We start from the raw sequence: 14,875 nt of genomic DNA, 5'->3' as shown, positions 1-14,875 counted from the left end.
AACTGCGGATGTGTCCTGTTGAGTGTGCGTCGAGCACAGAATCTCCTGTTGAGCTGCGCGCGGGTGAACCGAGTGCGGCTCACTAGGCTGAAATCATGACCGTGTCTGAGATTTTCGACGAGAGCGCGTGGGTCGAGGTTGCCGGATTCGGCGCCCTGACCGACATCACCTACCACCACGACGTCTCGGGCCGGATCGCCCGGGTCGCGTTCAACCGCCCTGAGGTGCGCAATGCCTTCAGGCCGCACACGGTCGACGAGTTGTATCGTGCCCTCGAGGACGCCCGCACCAACCCCCGCATCGGAGTCGTGCTCCTTACAGGCAACGGGCCGAGCCCCAAGGACGGCGGCTGGGCGTTCTGCTCGGGTGGCGACCAGCGCATCCGGGGCCGCGACGGCTACAAATACTCCGAGAGCGCCGAGGCGTCCGGCGTCGACACGGCCCGCAGCGGCCGGCTGCACATCCTCGAGGTGCAGCGCCTCATCCGGTTCATGCCGAAGGTCGTCATCGCCGTCGTCCCTGGCTGGGCCGCAGGAGGCGGGCACTCACTGCACGTCGTCTGCGATCTCACCATCGCCAGTCGTGAGCACGGCAGGTTCAAGCAGACGGATGCCGACGTCGGGTCCTTCGACGCCGGTTACGGCAGTGCGTACTTCGCCAGGCAGATCGGGCAGAAGTTCGCCAGGGAGGTCTTCTTCCTCGCTGAGGAGTACTCCGCCCAGCGCGCCTACGAGATGGGTGCGGTCAACGCGGTCGTCCCGCACGAGGAGCTCGAGTCCACCGCGATCGACTGGGCGCGGACCATCCTCACGAAATCGCCGACGGCGATCCGGATGCTCAAGTATGCGTTCAACGCCGTCGATGACGGATTGATGGGCCAGCAGGTCTTCGCCGGGGAGGCCACGCGCCTGGCCTACGGCACGGACGAAGCGGTCGAAGGGCGTGACTCGTTCCTCGAGAAGCGCGAGCCGGACTGGTCGCCGTACCCGTGGCAGTTCTAGGGCGACCGCCTTTGATTCCGCTCCGGCGGGTCGGATCGGACGGTCTGCGGGACGGGCTCTGACGCCGTAACTGGGGGTCGGCGATCCGGCGGAAAGCGGCTCGTGGTCACTCCGCTGATGCCAGTATTGGCCGGTGCCCACAGACAACCAGGACACGGCGGTGCAGCCGGTCGATGACGTCGTTCTCATGATTCTGGGAACGGATGCCGCGTTCAGCGGGCGCCTGCACGCGTCGCTATCGCGCCGCAAGGTGCCGGCGATCTTCATGGAGGATCAGGAACGGTACGGGTTCCGCTCATTCATCGTGAGAATTCTGGGGGACGAAGACGGATCCCCCCTGCGTTGGGTGACCCACGCCCCAGGGCTGCATGGTCTGGAACCCCTCGACCGTGCAGGCCTCGTCGAAGAGTTGAGCATCGAACTGGGGTGCCTGGTGGAGTCGCCATTCGAAGGGTTCGACGGAACGCGCGGTACCGATACCTCCGAAGTCGCGGGGGATGCCGGGGATCCGCAGGACGACGGTGGCGCGGAGCTCGAGAACGCGGCCTGTGCCGAGGCCTTCTCGGTGAGTGCATTCACCTGGTACACGCCGGGCGACACCGATATCGTGAGCGTCCTCGCGCGACAAGCGGGAGAGGCCTTCGTGGTGTGCCCTGCCGGTTCCGGCTACGTAGCAGAACCCACCGAGTCGCCGGAGTCGGTCTTCGATGGAGGAACCTGGGCAGCGAAGGGTGGTCTCTTCCTGGCACGATCCGCCGGACGACGAGGGGTCGGCTTCTACTCGAAGCGCGAGCCCGTCGTCGTTCACTGGTGGGACGAGGTCTGGACTGTCGTCGATCCGGCGAAGCCATGGGAGACGGACGCGGAGGGTCTGGCCGTTCGTGACTACCTCGAGATGCTCCTTCCGGTGCCCGAGCCTGAGCCGTGGATCGAGAACTTCGCTCTCGATCCCCAGCGCGCCGAGGAACTCCGGATTCTGTTCCGACACGACGTGAGCGACGAGAACACATTCGATCGGGTGGTCAGAGCAGTCGGCCTGCCGCCACTCCTTTCCGACGTGGCATCGGGACGCACTCGTCTGCTGGACGTCGAGGGAGCTGAGACGATCCAACCGAGCACGATGTGGCAGGCCATGAAGGGAATGGCGCGTGAGGAATGGGAACGTCCCGTCGAGTTTCCTGCGTGGGCCGCTCCGCTGAAGCGATGGCAGGAACGGCGGCGCCGACGGTCAGCGGGCTATCTCGCACTCATGGGCACCGCATTCGTCGGCGTTGCGGTTCTTCTCGCGGTGAAGCTGGCCGACGGGGCGGACATCGAGTCCGTGTGGTGGAGGTTCGCCGTGCTCGGGTATTGCATCCTCGACGTCGCGTGGCCGCGGCGGGCCGCCGCGGAGTCCGCGATCTCGGACTCCGCCGCAGCGCCGCAGTCCTGACCGCCGCAGGGATCTCGATTCGCTCCTCCGTCGCCACTCGATCAGTGGGAGGACGGCAGTCATACACTGAGACCATGACGCGGATGCTCGTACGGGTGCCGGCCACGGAACCACTCGACCTCATGGTCGAGTTACGCCGCGCCCTGGACCGCTCGGGCCCGGCGCTCACGCCCGTCGAGGCGAGCGAGCCGGAGACCTCCAGCGACGAGCAGGTGCCGCAAGCGGTCGGCGTCGTCATCGAAACCTCCGGCTCGACCGGCGTGCCCAAGCGGGTGGCGCTCAGCTGCGACGCCCTGCTCGCCAGCGCTGCGGCCAGCGCGACGGTGCTCGAAGGCCAGGGGCAGTGGCTGCTCGCGCTTCCCGCCCACTACATCGCGGGCCTCCAGGTGCTCACCCGGTCGATCGCCGCCGGGACGGTTCCCGTCGTCCTTCCGCCCGGCCGGTTCGATCCCGCCGCCTTCGCCGAAGCGTCACGCTCGCTCACCGGAGAGCGTCACTACACCTCGCTCGTTCCCCTGCAACTGGCCCGTCTGCTGGAAAGCAGGGCTGGGCTGATGGCGCTCCGCCGTTTCGACGGCATCCTCGTCGGCGGGCAGGCCACGCCTCCGCAGTTGCTGCAACGCACCGAACAGCTCGGGCTCCCGATCTTCCGTACCTACGGTTCGAGCGAGACCGCGGGCGGCTGCGTCTACAACGGCGTCCCGCTCCCCGGCGTGCATGTGCGCGTCGTCGACGACCAGATCGAGCTGGCGGGACCGATGCTCGCCGAGGGATACCTCGGCGACGATGCTCTCACCGATCGCACCTTCGTCGTGGCGGACGGGCTCCGCTGGTATCGCACCGGCGACCTCGGCGAAGTCGAGGAGGGCCGCATCCGCGTCACCGGGCGCGCTGACAACGTCATCATCTCCGGAGGCGTCAACGTTTCGCTCGACCGCGTCGAGCGCATCGTCCGCGGGCTGCCCGACCTGACCGAATCGGTCGTCGTCGCAGCGCCCCACCGTGAGTGGGGCGAGGTTCCCGTCGTCGTCACGACCGGGTCGCACCCGTCGCTCCGTGAGATCGCGGATGCCGTGGCCGATTCCCTGGGCAAGCCGTCGCGTCCCGCCCACATCCTGCGGCTCGATTCGCTTCCCGTGCTTCCCTCAGGCAAGCCCGACCGGCTCGCGATCATCGCGATCGTCGCCGTGGCTCTGCGGGACGACGAGTCCGGCCCGTCGATCCCGGTATAGCCCTCACACACGGCGACGGCCGGGGCCGAATGCCCCGGCCGTGACGACCGCGCGATCAGGCGTCGACGGACTTCTGCGATTCCTTCACCGTCAGGCTCTCCTGCTCGTTGCCTGCCGCGACCTCGATCTTGCGCGGTTTCGCACGCTCGCTGACCGGGATCGTGACGCTGAGCACGCCGTTCGTGTAGTTCGCGGCGATGCGCTCGATGTCGATTCCCTGGCCGAGGTTGAGCTGGCGGAGGAAGGAGCCAGACATCCGCTCGCGGGCGATCCACTTGGCGCCCTCGGCGGCGGCGAGGGTGCGTTCGGCGCGGATCGTCAGCAGCTGTCCGTCCACGTCGATGTCGACCGATCCGGGATCGATACCGGGGAGGTCGGCCGAGAGGACGTAGTGGTCGCCTTCACGATAGAGATCCATGGGCATCAGGCGCGGGCCCTGGCGTGCGCCGAGCATGGCTTCGGTGACGCGGTCGAGGTCGCGGAACGGGTCGAAATTCAGTGCCATCTGAGAGATCCTCCTTGTTCGTTGTCTCTGTGGGTTGTCAGAGTTGAGTCGATGGGACTCAACTTGGAAACCATATTAATAATCGCCGCGAAAATGTCCAGTCGGTTCGTGTTTGCTCTGAGAGAACGGGCAGGCGGATGCCGGGTAAGCTTCTCGCGGAACAGAGGGAGGTTGCCCCGTGGCAGCTCAGAAGCAGAGGCCGACGGCCCCACAGTCACCCAGCGGTGCCAGGCCGAAGGGCAAGGGCAGGAGCGGCAATCCGGCCGCACGGCCGTACGAGAAGATCCGCCCGGCGACGTTCGGCGACTGGGTCGCCGGTGCACGTGTCTTCACACTGTCGATGTCGATCTCCCCCGTGCTCGTCGGAACCGGCGCTGCCACCGTTGCCAACGACCCGGGCGAATTCCACTGGGTGCGCGCCCTGCTCTGCCTCGTGATCGCCGTCAGCCTGCAGATCGGCGTGAACTACGCCAACGACTATTCAGACGGCATCCGCGGAACCGACCGTCACCGCGTAGGACCGTTCCGCCTCGTCGGCAGCGGACGGGCGAAGCCGAAGACGGTTCTCATCGTCGCCCTCGCCTTCTTCGGAGTGGCTGCAGTAGCCGGCCTCGTCCTCACCGTCATCACAGGACTCTGGTGGCTCATCGCCGTCGGCGCCGTCGCCATCCTGGCCGGCTGGTTCTACACCGGTGGCCGTCGCCCGTATGGATACAACGCACTCGGCGAGCTCTTCGTCTTCGTGTTCTTCGGACTGGTGGCAACCCTCGGCACGGCGTACGTGCAGTCCTTCACGCTCAACCAGGAGGCCTGGCTCGGCGCGGTCGGCGTCGGACTCATCGCCGTGGCCACCCTCATCGTCAACAACATCCGTGACATCGCCCAGGACGAGGAGGCCGGCAAACGAACCCTCACCGTGCTGCTCGGCGGACGGGCCAGCCGTGCGCTCTACATCGTCTGCGTGCTCGCACCGTTCGGAATCGCCGTGTGGCTGGCGTTCTTCTACCCGATCGCGTGGTTCGCGCTGTTCGGGCTCCTCGCGGCGCTGCCTGCGGTCATCATCGTGGCCACAGCGCGCAGTGCGAAGGAGTTCGTGCTCGCGCTCAAGCTCACCGGTCTCGTGCAACTGCTGTACGGGCTCGCGCTGCTCTGGGCGTTCTGGAAATAGCCTCAGCGGTCGGTGGGTGAGGTGGTGTCCCTCGCGGATGCCGCCGCATCCGTCACCGAATCCTCAGCGTCCTCGTCACCGCTGGCTTTGCCCTTCGACCTGTGCCGGAGGTCGTAGAGGTCACGCGAGACGGCCTCCCGCGGCGTGCGGAGGAAGATGTACGACACGCTCAGCCCGATCAGTGCGGCGAGCACGGTCGCGATCCACGGCTCGATCCCGAGGAACAGCAGGATGACGAGCGGGATGGCGAATGCGGCCAGGCGCAGCACCGTGTAGTACACGACGGGGGGAATGCGTTTCACCCTCCCAGTGTAAACGGGCGCGGCTGAGGGAGCCCGGGCCTGCCCGGCGACAGGGGGCAAGTTCCCAGAACGGCGGGCTACGATGAAGCTATGCGCTGGTTCATCATTTTGGCGGTCGTTCTCGTTGTCGTGACGATCTATTCGGTGATCGACTGCGCCGTGATCCCCGCCAACCGCGTCCGTGGGCTGAAGAAGCCCGCGTGGATCGTCATCATCCTGCTGCTCCCCGTCCTCGGCGTCATCCTCTGGTTCGTCATCGGTCGGGCTCGCGCCGGGCACGAGGCCAAGCCGCGCCTCGCTCCCGATGACGACCCGGCGTTCATCGGCACCCTCGGCCGTGACCACGAGCAGGATGAACGAATCCGCCGCCTCGAGGAAGAACTCGCCGCGCTCGATTCAGACGCTCCAGACCCCGGTGCCACCGGCAAGCCGACACCGACACCAGACGACACCCCGGACGGTACGGCTGGCCACACGCCCGACGACTCGGGCCGAACGGATGCCTGACGCCGGTCCGGCAACCACGTACTCCGTCGCTCTCCTGGAGGAACTGGTGCGCCTCGGCGTGCAGGACCTCGTCGTCTGCCCTGGCTCGAGGTCGCAGGCGCTCTCGCTCGCTGCAGCGGCCCTGGAACGGGCCGGCTCGATCCGGCTCCACGTGCGCATCGACGAGCGGGTGGCCGGATTCCTCGCCCTCGGTCTCGCCGTGGAGAGCGGTTCGCCCGCTGCCGTGATCGTCACAAGCGGCACGGCGGTCGCCAACCTGCACCCCGCCGTTCTCGAGGCGAACCACTCTGGCGTCCCGCTGCTCCTGCTCACCGCCGATCGCCCTGACGAACTCCGCGGCATCCGCTCGAATCAGACCACCCACCAGGCCGGCATCTTCGGTGTCGCCGTGCGCTTCACCCGCGATGTGCCCGCCCCGATGGGTGAGGTCGATGATGCGGCATCCGCCAGGACCCTCGCCAGGCTTGCCGTCGATGCAGCCGTCGGTGTCGGCCCGGCCGGCCCTGGGCCCGTTCACCTCAACCTCGCACTGCGCGAACCGTTGTCGACGCCGATCGTCGCGCTCGACCGGGTTGAGCAGACGGGCACTCCCGTTGCCCGGACCTCCAGGATCACCCGGCCAGGGATCCTCCTCGAACGTGGCAAGCGCACCGTCGTCATCGCCGGCCATGGCGCAGGCCCCGTGGCCGAATCGCTCGCCCATGCCGGCGGCTGGCCGCTGCTCGCCGAGGTGTCGAGCGGAGCGCGCTTCGGCAGGAACCTCATCGTGGCCTACCGTGAGTTGCTCGCCGATCCGGACTTCGGAGGCCAGGTCGAGCGGGCCGTCGTGTTCGGGCACCCCACGCTCAGCCGCGAAGTGCCCGCCCTTCTCACCCGCGACGGCGTCGAGGTCGTCGTCGTCGCCCCGACCGGCGACGAGGTATACAACCCCGGCCACCGCGCTGCCCACATCGTCGGCGCAGCGGCCATCGTCGACGGAAGCATCGATCGCGCCTGGATCGGATCCTGGGTCCAGGCGTCCCGGACCATCTCCGACGAGAAATCCCACGACGTCGCCCCCGACCTCGAGGCCGCCCATTCGTCTGACCCCGCCGTCCGCCTCGGTTACGTGAAGGGTGAATTCGCGGCCGTCAGGGCTCGGATCGACCGCCGGATGCTCGCCCTCGCCGTCTGGGGAGCCACCTGGCCGCACGACCGCCTGGTGCTCGGCGCATCGCGACTGATTCGAGACGTCGACGCCGCCGTGCCCGGCAAAAAGATCCACGTCCACTCGAACCGGGGACTCGCCGGCATCGACGGCACCGTGGCCACAGCCCTGGGGATCGCCATCGCCAGCCAGGTCGATGGTGCTGGAGTCACCCGGGTCCTGCTCGGCGACCTGACACTTCTCCATGACGCCGGAGCGCTGCTCGGCGGCATGGGCGAGACGACGCCCAGGATCCAGGTCATCGTCGGCAACGACGGCGGAGGCACGATCTTCGACGGCCTCGAAGTGGCCGAGTCCACCGAGAACGCCGATTTCGACCGGGTGCTCTACACGCCGCAGCGGGTCGACCTGGCCGCACTGGCCGCCGCCTACGGCTGGTCGTACGTGAAGGCGACCACGAGGGGAGACCTCGACCAGGCGCTCACGGCCCCCGTGGCATCCGGCGTTCTCATCGAGGTCCCGCTCGACCGCTGACACCGCGCGGGATTCCGCAAGGCATTGAGCATCGGCTGTGCGGCCGCCACAATGAGCCAATGACCTCAACGAAGCGGCAAACAGAAACGGCGTGGGAGAAGTCCTGTGCGGAACTCCTCCGTGTGGACAGCGATTTCACACTGGCCGACGTCGACGCGAACTCGACGCCCGGATTTCTCGGCGGGAAGAAGAAAGGCAAGGCGGAACTCGCCGCCGCCGCCCTCGACCTGGACGAGAAACAGGAGCGGCTGTTCGCCGCATCGAAGGGCGAGGCGACGGATGCCGTTCTGCTCGTCCTGCAGGCGATGGACACCGCGGGAAAGGGCGGCATCGTGCGGCACGTCGTCGGCTCCGTCGACCCGCAGGGTGTCACCGTCGCGGCGTTCAAAGCGCCGACGAAGGCAGAGCTCCAGCACGACTTCCTCTGGCGGATCCGCAAACGCCTGCCCGAGCCTGGCTTCATCGGGGTGTTCGACCGATCCCACTACGAAGACGTCCTCATCGCGCGCGTCCACGGACTCGTCGAGCCCGTGGAGATCGAACGGCGGTACGGAGCCATCCTCGACTTCGAGAAGGAAATCGCCGACCGCGGCATCCGGATCATCAAGGTCATGCTGCACATCAGCGCCGACGAACAGAAGGCGCGCCTCGCTGAGCGCATCGACCGGCCGGACAAACACTGGAAGTTCAACCCGGGAGACATCGACGAGAGGCAGCACTGGCCGGAGTATCAGGCTGCATTCCAGACGATGTTCGAGCGGACCTCGACGGACGAGGCGCCCTGGCTCGTCGTGCCGGCGAACAAGAAGTGGTACGCACGGGTGGCCGTCCAGCGCCTGCTCATCGACACGCTGACCCAGATCGACCCGCAGTGGCCGCCGGCCGATTTCGATGTGGCTGAGCAGAAGGCCCGGCTGGCCGCGACCTAGCCGAACGCGTCGACGATCGGCCGGAACTTCATCCGGGTTTCGGTCAGTTCCTTGTCCGGAACGGACTCTCCGACGATTCCGCCACCGGCATATGCCGTGACGTCACCGCCAGGCGCGACCTGGGCGCAGCGGAGGGCGATGGCCCATTCGCCGTCGCCGTCCGCGCCGACCCATCCGACTGGTCCGGCGTACCGGCCCCTGTCGAACGGCTCGAGCTCGGCGATGAGGGCAACGGCGGCAGGCGTCGGCGATCCGGCGACCGCGGCCGTCGGGTGCAGCGCGTCGATGAGGTCGAGCGACGTGGCGTCGTCGGTGAGTGTGCCTTCGATGTCGGTGGCGAGGTGCCAGAGATTCGGCAGCTTGAGGGTGAACGGCATCTCGCTGGTCAGCACGTGTGAGGTGTGCGGCCGGAGCGACGCCAGCACGCTCTGCACGGCGAACTGATGCTCGTCCTGATCCTTGGTGCTGGTGACGAGGTTGACGGCCGCCTGCTGGTCCGCTTCGGCGTCCGCGCCGCGAGAGGCCGTCCCGGCGAGGACCCTGGCTGTGACCGAACCGTCCTGCACCCCGACGAGGGTCTCCGGGCTCGAGCCGACCAGGCCGTCGATGGCGAACGTCCAGCAGTCCGGGTAGCCGAGCGCGAGATCGGAGACGACGCGTCGGAGGTCGGCGTCAGCGGGGATGCGACCGGTGAGGTCTCTCGACAGAACGACCTTGCTGAGGTCGCCGTCGAGGATCCTGGCGACAGCCTGCGCCACGTGCGCCTGGAAACCGGCGGCGGTCTCGGCACCCGGAGTCAGGGTGACGCGGTACTCGGGTCCGAACGCCGTCGCCCGGAGTTCAGGCGAAACCGCGTCCTGCTGCTCGCCGCGCACCCGGATCCGGGTGAGCCAGGTCACTCCGTCGCGACGTCCGAGAACGATCTGCGGCACGATCAGCACACTCGACTGTGCCGATCGGTCGGCGAACGCGAACGTGCCGAATGCGACCAGCCCCGTGCCCGGCATCCGGAGCGGGTCGGTGACGGTGGCCGCTGCGGCCACGTCCCGCCAGGCGGTCGCGGCATCCTTCATCCGGGTCTGGCCGGAGAATTCGAGCCGCAGCGCTTCACCGATGCCGGCGATACCGGCGCCCTTGCGCAGCCAGAGGAGGGGGCGCTGGGGGTCGACGAGGGCGATGAGCGAGCGGACATCGTCGACCTTGTGGGTCTCGACGATCAGATGCTGCACGGAGGATGCGAGTGTGCCGGGTTGAGTCACCCCCCAAGCGTACGCCTCGGCGCGAGGCACCCAGCCGGCGGTCGGCTGATGTTCAGCGGGCTCCGAGGCAGTCCGGGCTGAGCACGCGGGTCGTGGATGCCGGGTTGGTCGTCAGCTTCTCCGGCGCGCGCGTCGGTCGCACGGTCAGGTCTCCTCCGCAATTGGGGCAACGGCCGCCGGGGAACGTGGCGGCGCAGTCCTCGCACCAGGTGCATTCGAACGAGCAGATGAGCACGTTCGCATCGCCGGGGGACAGGTCGCGATCGCAGCATTCACAGTTAGGACGCATCTGGAGCATGCGGTTTCCTCTTCGTCTCGCCGGTCTGCCGTCTGGTCGTGTCGCCAGCGTAGCGGGCGTTGGCCGGCGCAGACAGCACTCGGCGTGGGCCGAGCGCAAGGCCCTGCCCGGGGCCATCGGCCGGTGCACCCCCGGACGTAGACTGAGAGGATGAACAAGGCAGATCTCTCCAAGCAGCCACAGCAGGTTTCCGCCATGTTCGACCAGGTCTCGACGCATTACGACCGCACGAACACGGTGATGAGCGTCGGCAACGACCAGCTGTGGCGGGTCGCGACGACGCGGGCCATCGATCCGCACCCCGGCGACCGCATCCTCGACCTCGCCGCCGGCACCGGGACCTCGAGCGCATCCATCGCCAAGTCTGGTGCTACCGTCATCGCCGCGGATTTCTCCCCCGGCATGATCGAGGTCGGGCGCAAGAAGTTCGGTCGCGTGCGCAACATGCAGTTCGTCGAGGCGGATGCCACGGATCTCCCGTTCGCCGACGATGAGTTCGATGCGACGACCATCTCGTTCGGGCTCCGCAACGTCGTCGAGCCGAAGAAGGCGATCGCCGAGATGTTCCGCGTCACCAGGCCGGGCGGCAGGATCGTCATCTGCGAGTTCTCGACGCCGCCGAACCCGGTCATGAAGGGGCTCTACGACTTCTACCTGAAGCGCGTCACGCCGCTGCTGGTCAAGTTCTCGAGCTCCAACCCCGACGCATACGACTACCTCAACGACTCGATCAAGGCGTGGCCGCCCCAGGCTGAGCTTTCCTCCTGGTTGCGTGGAGCGGGCTGGACCGAGGTCAAGCACCGCGATCTCACCGGTGGCATCGTCGCGCTGCACCGCGGCACAAAGCCCGACGCCTGATCTATCGCCCAGGCGGAATCGGGAATCCGATGGCCCGCAGGACAGCGGAGAACCGACCCTCGCGGTACCCGGAGACGGTTGGTGGGAGGGGTCCGCTGCGGAGGAATCGATCCGCGTCGACGCCGTGCTGCATCGCGCGCTTGAGGTCGCGGGTGCGAGCGTGGGATGCACGATGTCCGGCTTCCAGCACGATCCCGCTGACCCGCTCGCGGTCGCTTCGCGTGCCTGCGGCGATCTCTGCTTCGACCTGATCCGAGTACTGGTCGAACTCCCGCTCGGGGGGCTGCGATTGCCCTCCCGCGCGCGAGAACCGGAAGGTGCTCGCTGATCGGGCTGACGCCGGTCGTAGCGAGCCGTCTGCGGTATCGCGCTGCGGCGGCGGGCCGATAGCATCGCTGGATGACCTCGCGGCCGGCCACCTCCACACGCCAGTCGCGGGCATCCCGACGGGCGGGCGTGATCGTCGGGATCGCGATCGTCGTCGCGTTCATCGCCGCCCTCCTCGTGGCGGATGCTCGCTGGGCGGTCCCCGACTGGGTCGCGCTTCTCTACCTCGGCATGAGCATCCTCTGCTTCATCGTCTATGCCGTGGACAAGTCCGCCGCCGTCGCTTCTCGGAGGAGGATCTCCGAGAACACCCTGCTCGGCCTCGGCCTCGTCGGCGGATGGCCCGGCGCGATCCTGGCCCAGCAGTTCCTTCGGCACAAACTCAGGAAGCGGCCGTTCATGGTGCCGTTCGTTGCGACGGTGATCGGAAATGTGAGCGTCCTTGTCCTGCTGCTCACGCCGCTCGGCTCACGGATTCTCGACGCCGTCCTCTGAGCGATCCCCCGCCCCGGTTCTCCCGGTCACCCACTCTCCTGATGGCAGACTGGAGGAGAGCGAAGGAGGCGTGTCATGGACCTGATCCCATTGACCCCTGTCTCCCGACGCGACGACCTCCGCGCCGACTGTTCCCGCTGTGTCGGCCTGTGCTGCGTCGCTCTCGCGTTCGCGCGTTCCGCCGACTTCGCCTTCAGCAAGGACGCAGGCGAGCCGTGCGTGAACCTCGCTGAGGACTACCTCTGCGTGATCCACCCCGACCTGAGGCAACGCGGTTTCAAGGGTTGCACGGTCTTCGACTGCTTCGGTGCCGGTCAGAAGGTGACCCAGCACACGTTCGGCGGAACCAGCTGGCGCGACGACGCCGACGTGCGCCGGGAGATGTTCGGCGTGTTCCCGCTCGTTCGCCAGCTCCAGGAGCTGCTCTGGTACCTCGACGGAGCCATCGGGATGCCGCAGACGGCTCCCATCCGTGACGATCTGGAGCGGGCGTACGAGCAGACGGAAGCGCTCACAACGGCTTCCGCCGACAGAATCCTCTCCCTGGACCTCGACGAATACCGCGGCGAGATCGCGCCGATCCTCCACCGGGCGAGTGAGCTTGTGCGGGCGGGTGTGGCGATCTCGAAAGCGGCCGGCGGCATCCAGCCGGGAGCCGACCTCATGGGAGCGCACCTCGCGGGTCAGGACCTGCGCGGCGCCAACCTGCGCGGCGCCTGGCTCATCGGCGCCGACCTCCGATCCTGTGACCTGTCGTTCGCCGACGTCATCGGGGCGGACTTCCGCGACGCCGAGCTCGGGGGAGCGGATCTTGCGTCGACCCTGTTCCTCACCCAGTTCCAGGTCAACGCAGCGCAGGGTGATGCCAGGACCGTCCTGCCGCCATCCGTCTCTCGTCCGTCGCACTGGCGGCGCTGAGGGCCGCTCAACCCCTGAGATGGCAGTTTCGACCTCAAAAAGGCTGTCCGGGTGAATCTTGGGTGCGCAACTGCACTCTCGCGTGCTCGAAGGTCAGTGAAGCATCCCCGTCACCACCGTGGCGTCGAACGCGTCCGAGTGCTCGAGAGTTGCGTGCAGACCGGCCCGCGCGACGATCTCGGCCGTGCGATCGGCCTGCCCCTCGCTGGTCTCGATGAGCAGGCGGCCGCCGGGGCGCAGCCACGCGGATGCCTCCTGTGCGATCCGTCGATGCAGGTCTAGCCCGTCGCGTCCTCCGTCGAGACTCGCCCGCGCTTCGTGGAGCCGCGCCTCCCTCGGCATGGTGTCGATGTGTTCGGTGGGGACGTACGGGGCGTTCGCCACGATCAGGTCGACGGTTCCCGGCAGCCCGCGCGGGAGGGCGTCGTAGAGGTCGCCCTGGAACGCCTGCCCTGAGATGTTGGAGCGGGCGCAACGGACGGCGTCCGGGTCGATGTCGGTCGCGTAGAGATCGATCGAGCGGACCCGGTCGGTGAGTGCTACGCCGATCGCCCCAGAACCGCAGCAGAGGTCGACGACCCTCGGATGCTCCGCCTCCGCGGCGAGTGCGGTCGCGAGTCCCACGAGGAATTCCGTGCGCCGCCGGGGAACGAAGACGCGCGGTTCCACACGGATGCGCAGGCCGCAGAATTCCGCCCAGCCGAGGATGTACTCGAGTGGTTCCCCGGCCGCGCGACGCGCGACGAGAGCGTCCAGCCCGACGGCATCCGGAGCCGCATCGAGAAGAAGCTCGGCCTCCTCCTCGGCGAACACACACCCTGCCGCCCTCAACCGGGCAGTCAGATCCCCCGAGACGCCGACCGTCACTCGTAGAACTTCTCCTTGCGGGCGAGCCGGTCGACGAACTGCTCGATCCGCCTGGCGCGGGTCTCGGGGCGCTTGGCGTCCTGGATCCGGTAGTACACGGCGTACCGGTTCTGGCTGTTGAGTGTCTCGAAGAATGCGGCAGCGTCAGGGTTCTTCTCCAGCGCCGAAACGAAATCGGGGTGGGGCTCGGCCGTCTTCGGCCCGTCGTACGCCCGTTCCCAGCGCCCATCGGCACGCGCCCGCTCCACCTCGGCCAGCCCGCGCGGCTTCATCCGGCCGTCCGCGATCATCGCCTCCGCCGTCCGCACGTTGCGCGCCGACCAGGGGCTCCTCGCCCGCCTCGGTGTGAACTTCTGCACGTAGGTGGCGTCGTCGATCCGCCGTGCCTGACCGTCGATCCAGCCGTAGGCGAGTGCGACATCGAGGGCCTCGGCATAGGTGACCGTGGTCTGACCCGAACCCTTCTTCGCCAGCACCAGCCAGACGCCAGGCGACGAGTCCTGGTTCTCCTCGACCCACCGGCGGAAGTCATCCGGCCCATCGAACCGCAGGGTCTCCTGGTCTGCGACCATCACTCGCCCAGCATCGATCCGCTGCGGAACTCGAGGATCTCGAGGTAATGCGCGTTGTACATCACCCCGAGGATGTTGCCGAACGGGTCGATGACCGACCCCGTGACGAACCCCGGCCCGCGCGTCGTGATCTCCTCGTGCAGTGTCGCACCGAGCGAGAGCAGACGTTCCATGGCGCCTTCCACGTCGTCGACATGCCAGTACGTGATCACACCGCCGGGATCACTCGACGCGCCATGGGGTGAATAACGCCGGTCGAGGAGCCCCAGTTCATGCTGGTAGTCACCGATCCGGAACTCGAGGTACGCCGGCGTCCCTTCCTCGGGTCGGGCGAAATATGGTCCGATCCCCAGTACTTCGGCGTACCAGTCCCGGGCCTTGTCCATGTCATCCGCGAACAGGACGACTGTGCTGAGTCCTCGAAGCATTCCGGCTCCTCTCGCCTGTGCGGCGCTTGCCGCAGGTCGTCTCCCATCTTCCCCCGAGCATCCGATTGCGTCTATGGCCGGGGGAAACTGTTGTGA

Annotated in this window: 17 protein-coding genes; 10 read left to right on the top strand and 7 right to left on the bottom strand. The window is 67.6% G+C overall.

Going from position 1 to position 14,875, the window contains the following annotated elements:
- The first annotated feature begins 95 nt into the window (after positions 1-95).
- From AC1M0F_RS10315 to AC1M0F_RS10305, 3 genes are all read left to right on the top strand, one after another.
- A complete protein-coding gene (locus AC1M0F_RS10315) occupies positions 96-1,001 on the top strand; it encodes a 1,4-dihydroxy-2-naphthoyl-CoA synthase (protein ID WP_480238135.1) in 906 nt (301 codons plus the stop codon).
- Positions 1,002-1,134: 133 nt separating this feature from the next.
- Entirely contained in the window at positions 1,135-2,433 is a 1,299-nt protein-coding gene (locus AC1M0F_RS10310; RefSeq protein WP_480238134.1) for a hypothetical protein, read from the top strand.
- A gap of 74 nt (positions 2,434-2,507) precedes the next feature.
- Positions 2,508-3,665, top strand: coding sequence for an AMP-binding protein (locus tag AC1M0F_RS10305; protein ID WP_480238133.1), 1,158 nt, complete (start codon positions 2,508-2,510; stop codon positions 3,663-3,665).
- Between the two features lie 55 nt (positions 3,666-3,720).
- Here the strand turns inward: AC1M0F_RS10305 and AC1M0F_RS10300 are convergent, their stop codons facing one another.
- Entirely contained in the window at positions 3,721-4,170 is a 450-nt protein-coding gene (locus tag AC1M0F_RS10300; protein WP_480238132.1) for an Hsp20/alpha crystallin family protein, read from the bottom strand.
- A gap of 178 nt (positions 4,171-4,348) precedes the next feature.
- On the opposite strand from AC1M0F_RS10300, the gene AC1M0F_RS10295 reads away from it, so the two are divergent.
- Positions 4,349-5,338, top strand: a complete 990-nt coding sequence (locus AC1M0F_RS10295; RefSeq protein WP_480238131.1) for a 1,4-dihydroxy-2-naphthoate polyprenyltransferase — start codon at positions 4,349-4,351, stop codon at positions 5,336-5,338.
- Positions 5,339-5,340: 2 nt separating this feature from the next.
- Here the strand turns inward: AC1M0F_RS10295 and AC1M0F_RS10290 are convergent, their stop codons facing one another.
- Positions 5,341-5,640, bottom strand: a complete 300-nt coding sequence (locus AC1M0F_RS10290) for a DUF4229 domain-containing protein (RefSeq protein ID WP_480238130.1) — start codon at positions 5,638-5,640, stop codon at positions 5,341-5,343.
- 90 nt (positions 5,641-5,730) lie between these two features.
- On the opposite strand from AC1M0F_RS10290, the gene AC1M0F_RS10285 reads away from it, so the two are divergent.
- Genes AC1M0F_RS10285 through AC1M0F_RS10275 form a run of 3 tightly spaced genes read left to right on the top strand, consistent with a single transcriptional unit; the run spans position 5,731 to position 8,757 of the window.
- Positions 5,731-6,147, top strand: a complete 417-nt coding sequence (locus AC1M0F_RS10285; RefSeq protein WP_480238129.1) for a PLD nuclease N-terminal domain-containing protein — start codon at positions 5,731-5,733, stop codon at positions 6,145-6,147.
- Positions 6,140-7,828, top strand: a complete 1,689-nt coding sequence (menD, locus tag AC1M0F_RS10280; RefSeq protein WP_480238128.1) for a 2-succinyl-5-enolpyruvyl-6-hydroxy-3-cyclohexene-1-carboxylic-acid synthase — start codon at positions 6,140-6,142, stop codon at positions 7,826-7,828. Before AC1M0F_RS10285 ends, menD begins: the two co-directional genes overlap by 8 nt.
- Positions 7,829-7,887: 59 nt before the next feature.
- On the top strand, positions 7,888-8,757 hold the full coding sequence (locus AC1M0F_RS10275) for a PPK2 family polyphosphate kinase (protein ID WP_480238127.1): 870 nt from the start codon (positions 7,888-7,890) through the stop codon (positions 8,755-8,757).
- On the opposite strand, the gene AC1M0F_RS10270 is transcribed toward AC1M0F_RS10275, so the two are convergent.
- Entirely contained in the window at positions 8,754-10,016 is a 1,263-nt protein-coding gene (locus tag AC1M0F_RS10270; protein ID WP_480238126.1) for an isochorismate synthase, read from the bottom strand. The genes AC1M0F_RS10275 and AC1M0F_RS10270 overlap by 4 nt on opposite strands.
- A 52-nt stretch (positions 10,017-10,068) precedes the next feature.
- Positions 10,069-10,305, bottom strand: coding sequence for a DUF1272 domain-containing protein (locus AC1M0F_RS10265; RefSeq protein WP_480238451.1), 237 nt, complete (start codon positions 10,303-10,305; stop codon positions 10,069-10,071).
- Positions 10,306-10,464: 159 nt separating this feature from the next.
- On the opposite strand from AC1M0F_RS10265, the gene ubiE reads away from it, so the two are divergent.
- The 3 genes from ubiE to AC1M0F_RS10250 all read left to right on the top strand — a co-directional run bounded on the left by ubiE (position 10,465) and on the right by AC1M0F_RS10250 (position 12,912).
- Positions 10,465-11,172: a bifunctional demethylmenaquinone methyltransferase/2-methoxy-6-polyprenyl-1,4-benzoquinol methylase UbiE gene (ubiE, locus tag AC1M0F_RS10260; RefSeq protein ID WP_480238125.1), complete on the top strand. Its 708-nt coding sequence runs from the start codon at positions 10,465-10,467 to the stop codon at positions 11,170-11,172.
- A gap of 399 nt (positions 11,173-11,571) precedes the next feature.
- The gene (locus AC1M0F_RS10255) at positions 11,572-11,994 is read left to right on the top strand and encodes a DUF1294 domain-containing protein (protein WP_480238124.1); all 423 of its coding nucleotides are present in this window, start codon (positions 11,572-11,574) and stop codon (positions 11,992-11,994) included.
- A 75-nt stretch (positions 11,995-12,069) separates the two neighbouring features.
- Positions 12,070-12,912: a pentapeptide repeat-containing protein gene (locus AC1M0F_RS10250; protein WP_480238123.1), complete on the top strand. Its 843-nt coding sequence runs from the start codon at positions 12,070-12,072 to the stop codon at positions 12,910-12,912.
- Positions 12,913-13,005: 93 nt separating this feature from the next.
- Here the strand turns inward: AC1M0F_RS10250 and AC1M0F_RS10245 are convergent, their stop codons facing one another.
- Genes AC1M0F_RS10245 through AC1M0F_RS10235 form a run of 3 tightly spaced genes read right to left on the bottom strand, consistent with a single transcriptional unit; the run spans position 13,006 to position 14,779 of the window.
- Positions 13,006-13,779 carry a putative protein N(5)-glutamine methyltransferase gene (locus AC1M0F_RS10245; RefSeq protein ID WP_480238122.1) on the bottom strand — a complete coding sequence of 258 codons (774 nt, stop codon included), beginning with the start codon at positions 13,777-13,779 and terminating at the stop codon, positions 13,006-13,008.
- Positions 13,776-14,351 (bottom strand): YdeI/OmpD-associated family protein, encoded by a 576-nt coding sequence (locus AC1M0F_RS10240; protein ID WP_480238450.1) that lies wholly within the window; start codon positions 14,349-14,351, stop codon positions 13,776-13,778. Before AC1M0F_RS10240 ends, AC1M0F_RS10245 begins: the two co-directional genes overlap by 4 nt.
- Complete coding sequence (locus AC1M0F_RS10235) at positions 14,351-14,779, bottom strand: VOC family protein (protein WP_480238121.1); 429 nt, start codon at positions 14,777-14,779, stop codon at positions 14,351-14,353. The genes AC1M0F_RS10240 and AC1M0F_RS10235 overlap by 1 nt, the downstream gene beginning before the upstream one ends.
- Positions 14,780-14,875 lie beyond the last annotated feature (96 nt).

The sequence above is a fragment of the Mycetocola sp. Y719 genome, from assembly GCF_056713205.1.
The sequence above is the reverse complement of the archived record's forward strand: the minus strand, read 5'-3'. Positions and strand labels throughout refer to the sequence as shown.

Coding starts and splice junctions, on each gene's coding strand:
- AC1M0F_RS10315 (WP_480238135.1), top strand. CDS start 96: ATGACCGTGTCTGAGATTTTCGACGAGAGCGCGTGGGTCGAGGTTGCC.
- AC1M0F_RS10305 (WP_480238133.1), top strand. CDS start 2,508: ATGACGCGGATGCTCGTACGGGTGCCGGCCACGGAACCACTCGACCTC.
- AC1M0F_RS10300 (WP_480238132.1), bottom strand. CDS start 4,170: ATGGCACTGAATTTCGACCCGTTCCGCGACCTCGACCGCGTCACCGAA.
- AC1M0F_RS10285 (WP_480238129.1), top strand. CDS start 5,731: ATGCGCTGGTTCATCATTTTGGCGGTCGTTCTCGTTGTCGTGACGATC.
- menD (WP_480238128.1), top strand. CDS start 6,140: ATGCCTGACGCCGGTCCGGCAACCACGTACTCCGTCGCTCTCCTGGAG.
- AC1M0F_RS10275 (WP_480238127.1), top strand. CDS start 7,888: ATGACCTCAACGAAGCGGCAAACAGAAACGGCGTGGGAGAAGTCCTGT.
- AC1M0F_RS10265 (WP_480238451.1), bottom strand. CDS start 10,305: ATGCGTCCTAACTGTGAATGCTGCGATCGCGACCTGTCCCCCGGCGAT.
- ubiE (WP_480238125.1), top strand. CDS start 10,465: ATGAACAAGGCAGATCTCTCCAAGCAGCCACAGCAGGTTTCCGCCATG.
- AC1M0F_RS10255 (WP_480238124.1), top strand. CDS start 11,572: ATGACCTCGCGGCCGGCCACCTCCACACGCCAGTCGCGGGCATCCCGA.
- AC1M0F_RS10250 (WP_480238123.1), top strand. CDS start 12,070: ATGGACCTGATCCCATTGACCCCTGTCTCCCGACGCGACGACCTCCGC.
- AC1M0F_RS10240 (WP_480238450.1), bottom strand. CDS start 14,351: ATGGTCGCAGACCAGGAGACCCTGCGGTTCGATGGGCCGGATGACTTC.
- AC1M0F_RS10235 (WP_480238121.1), bottom strand. CDS start 14,779: ATGCTTCGAGGACTCAGCACAGTCGTCCTGTTCGCGGATGACATGGAC.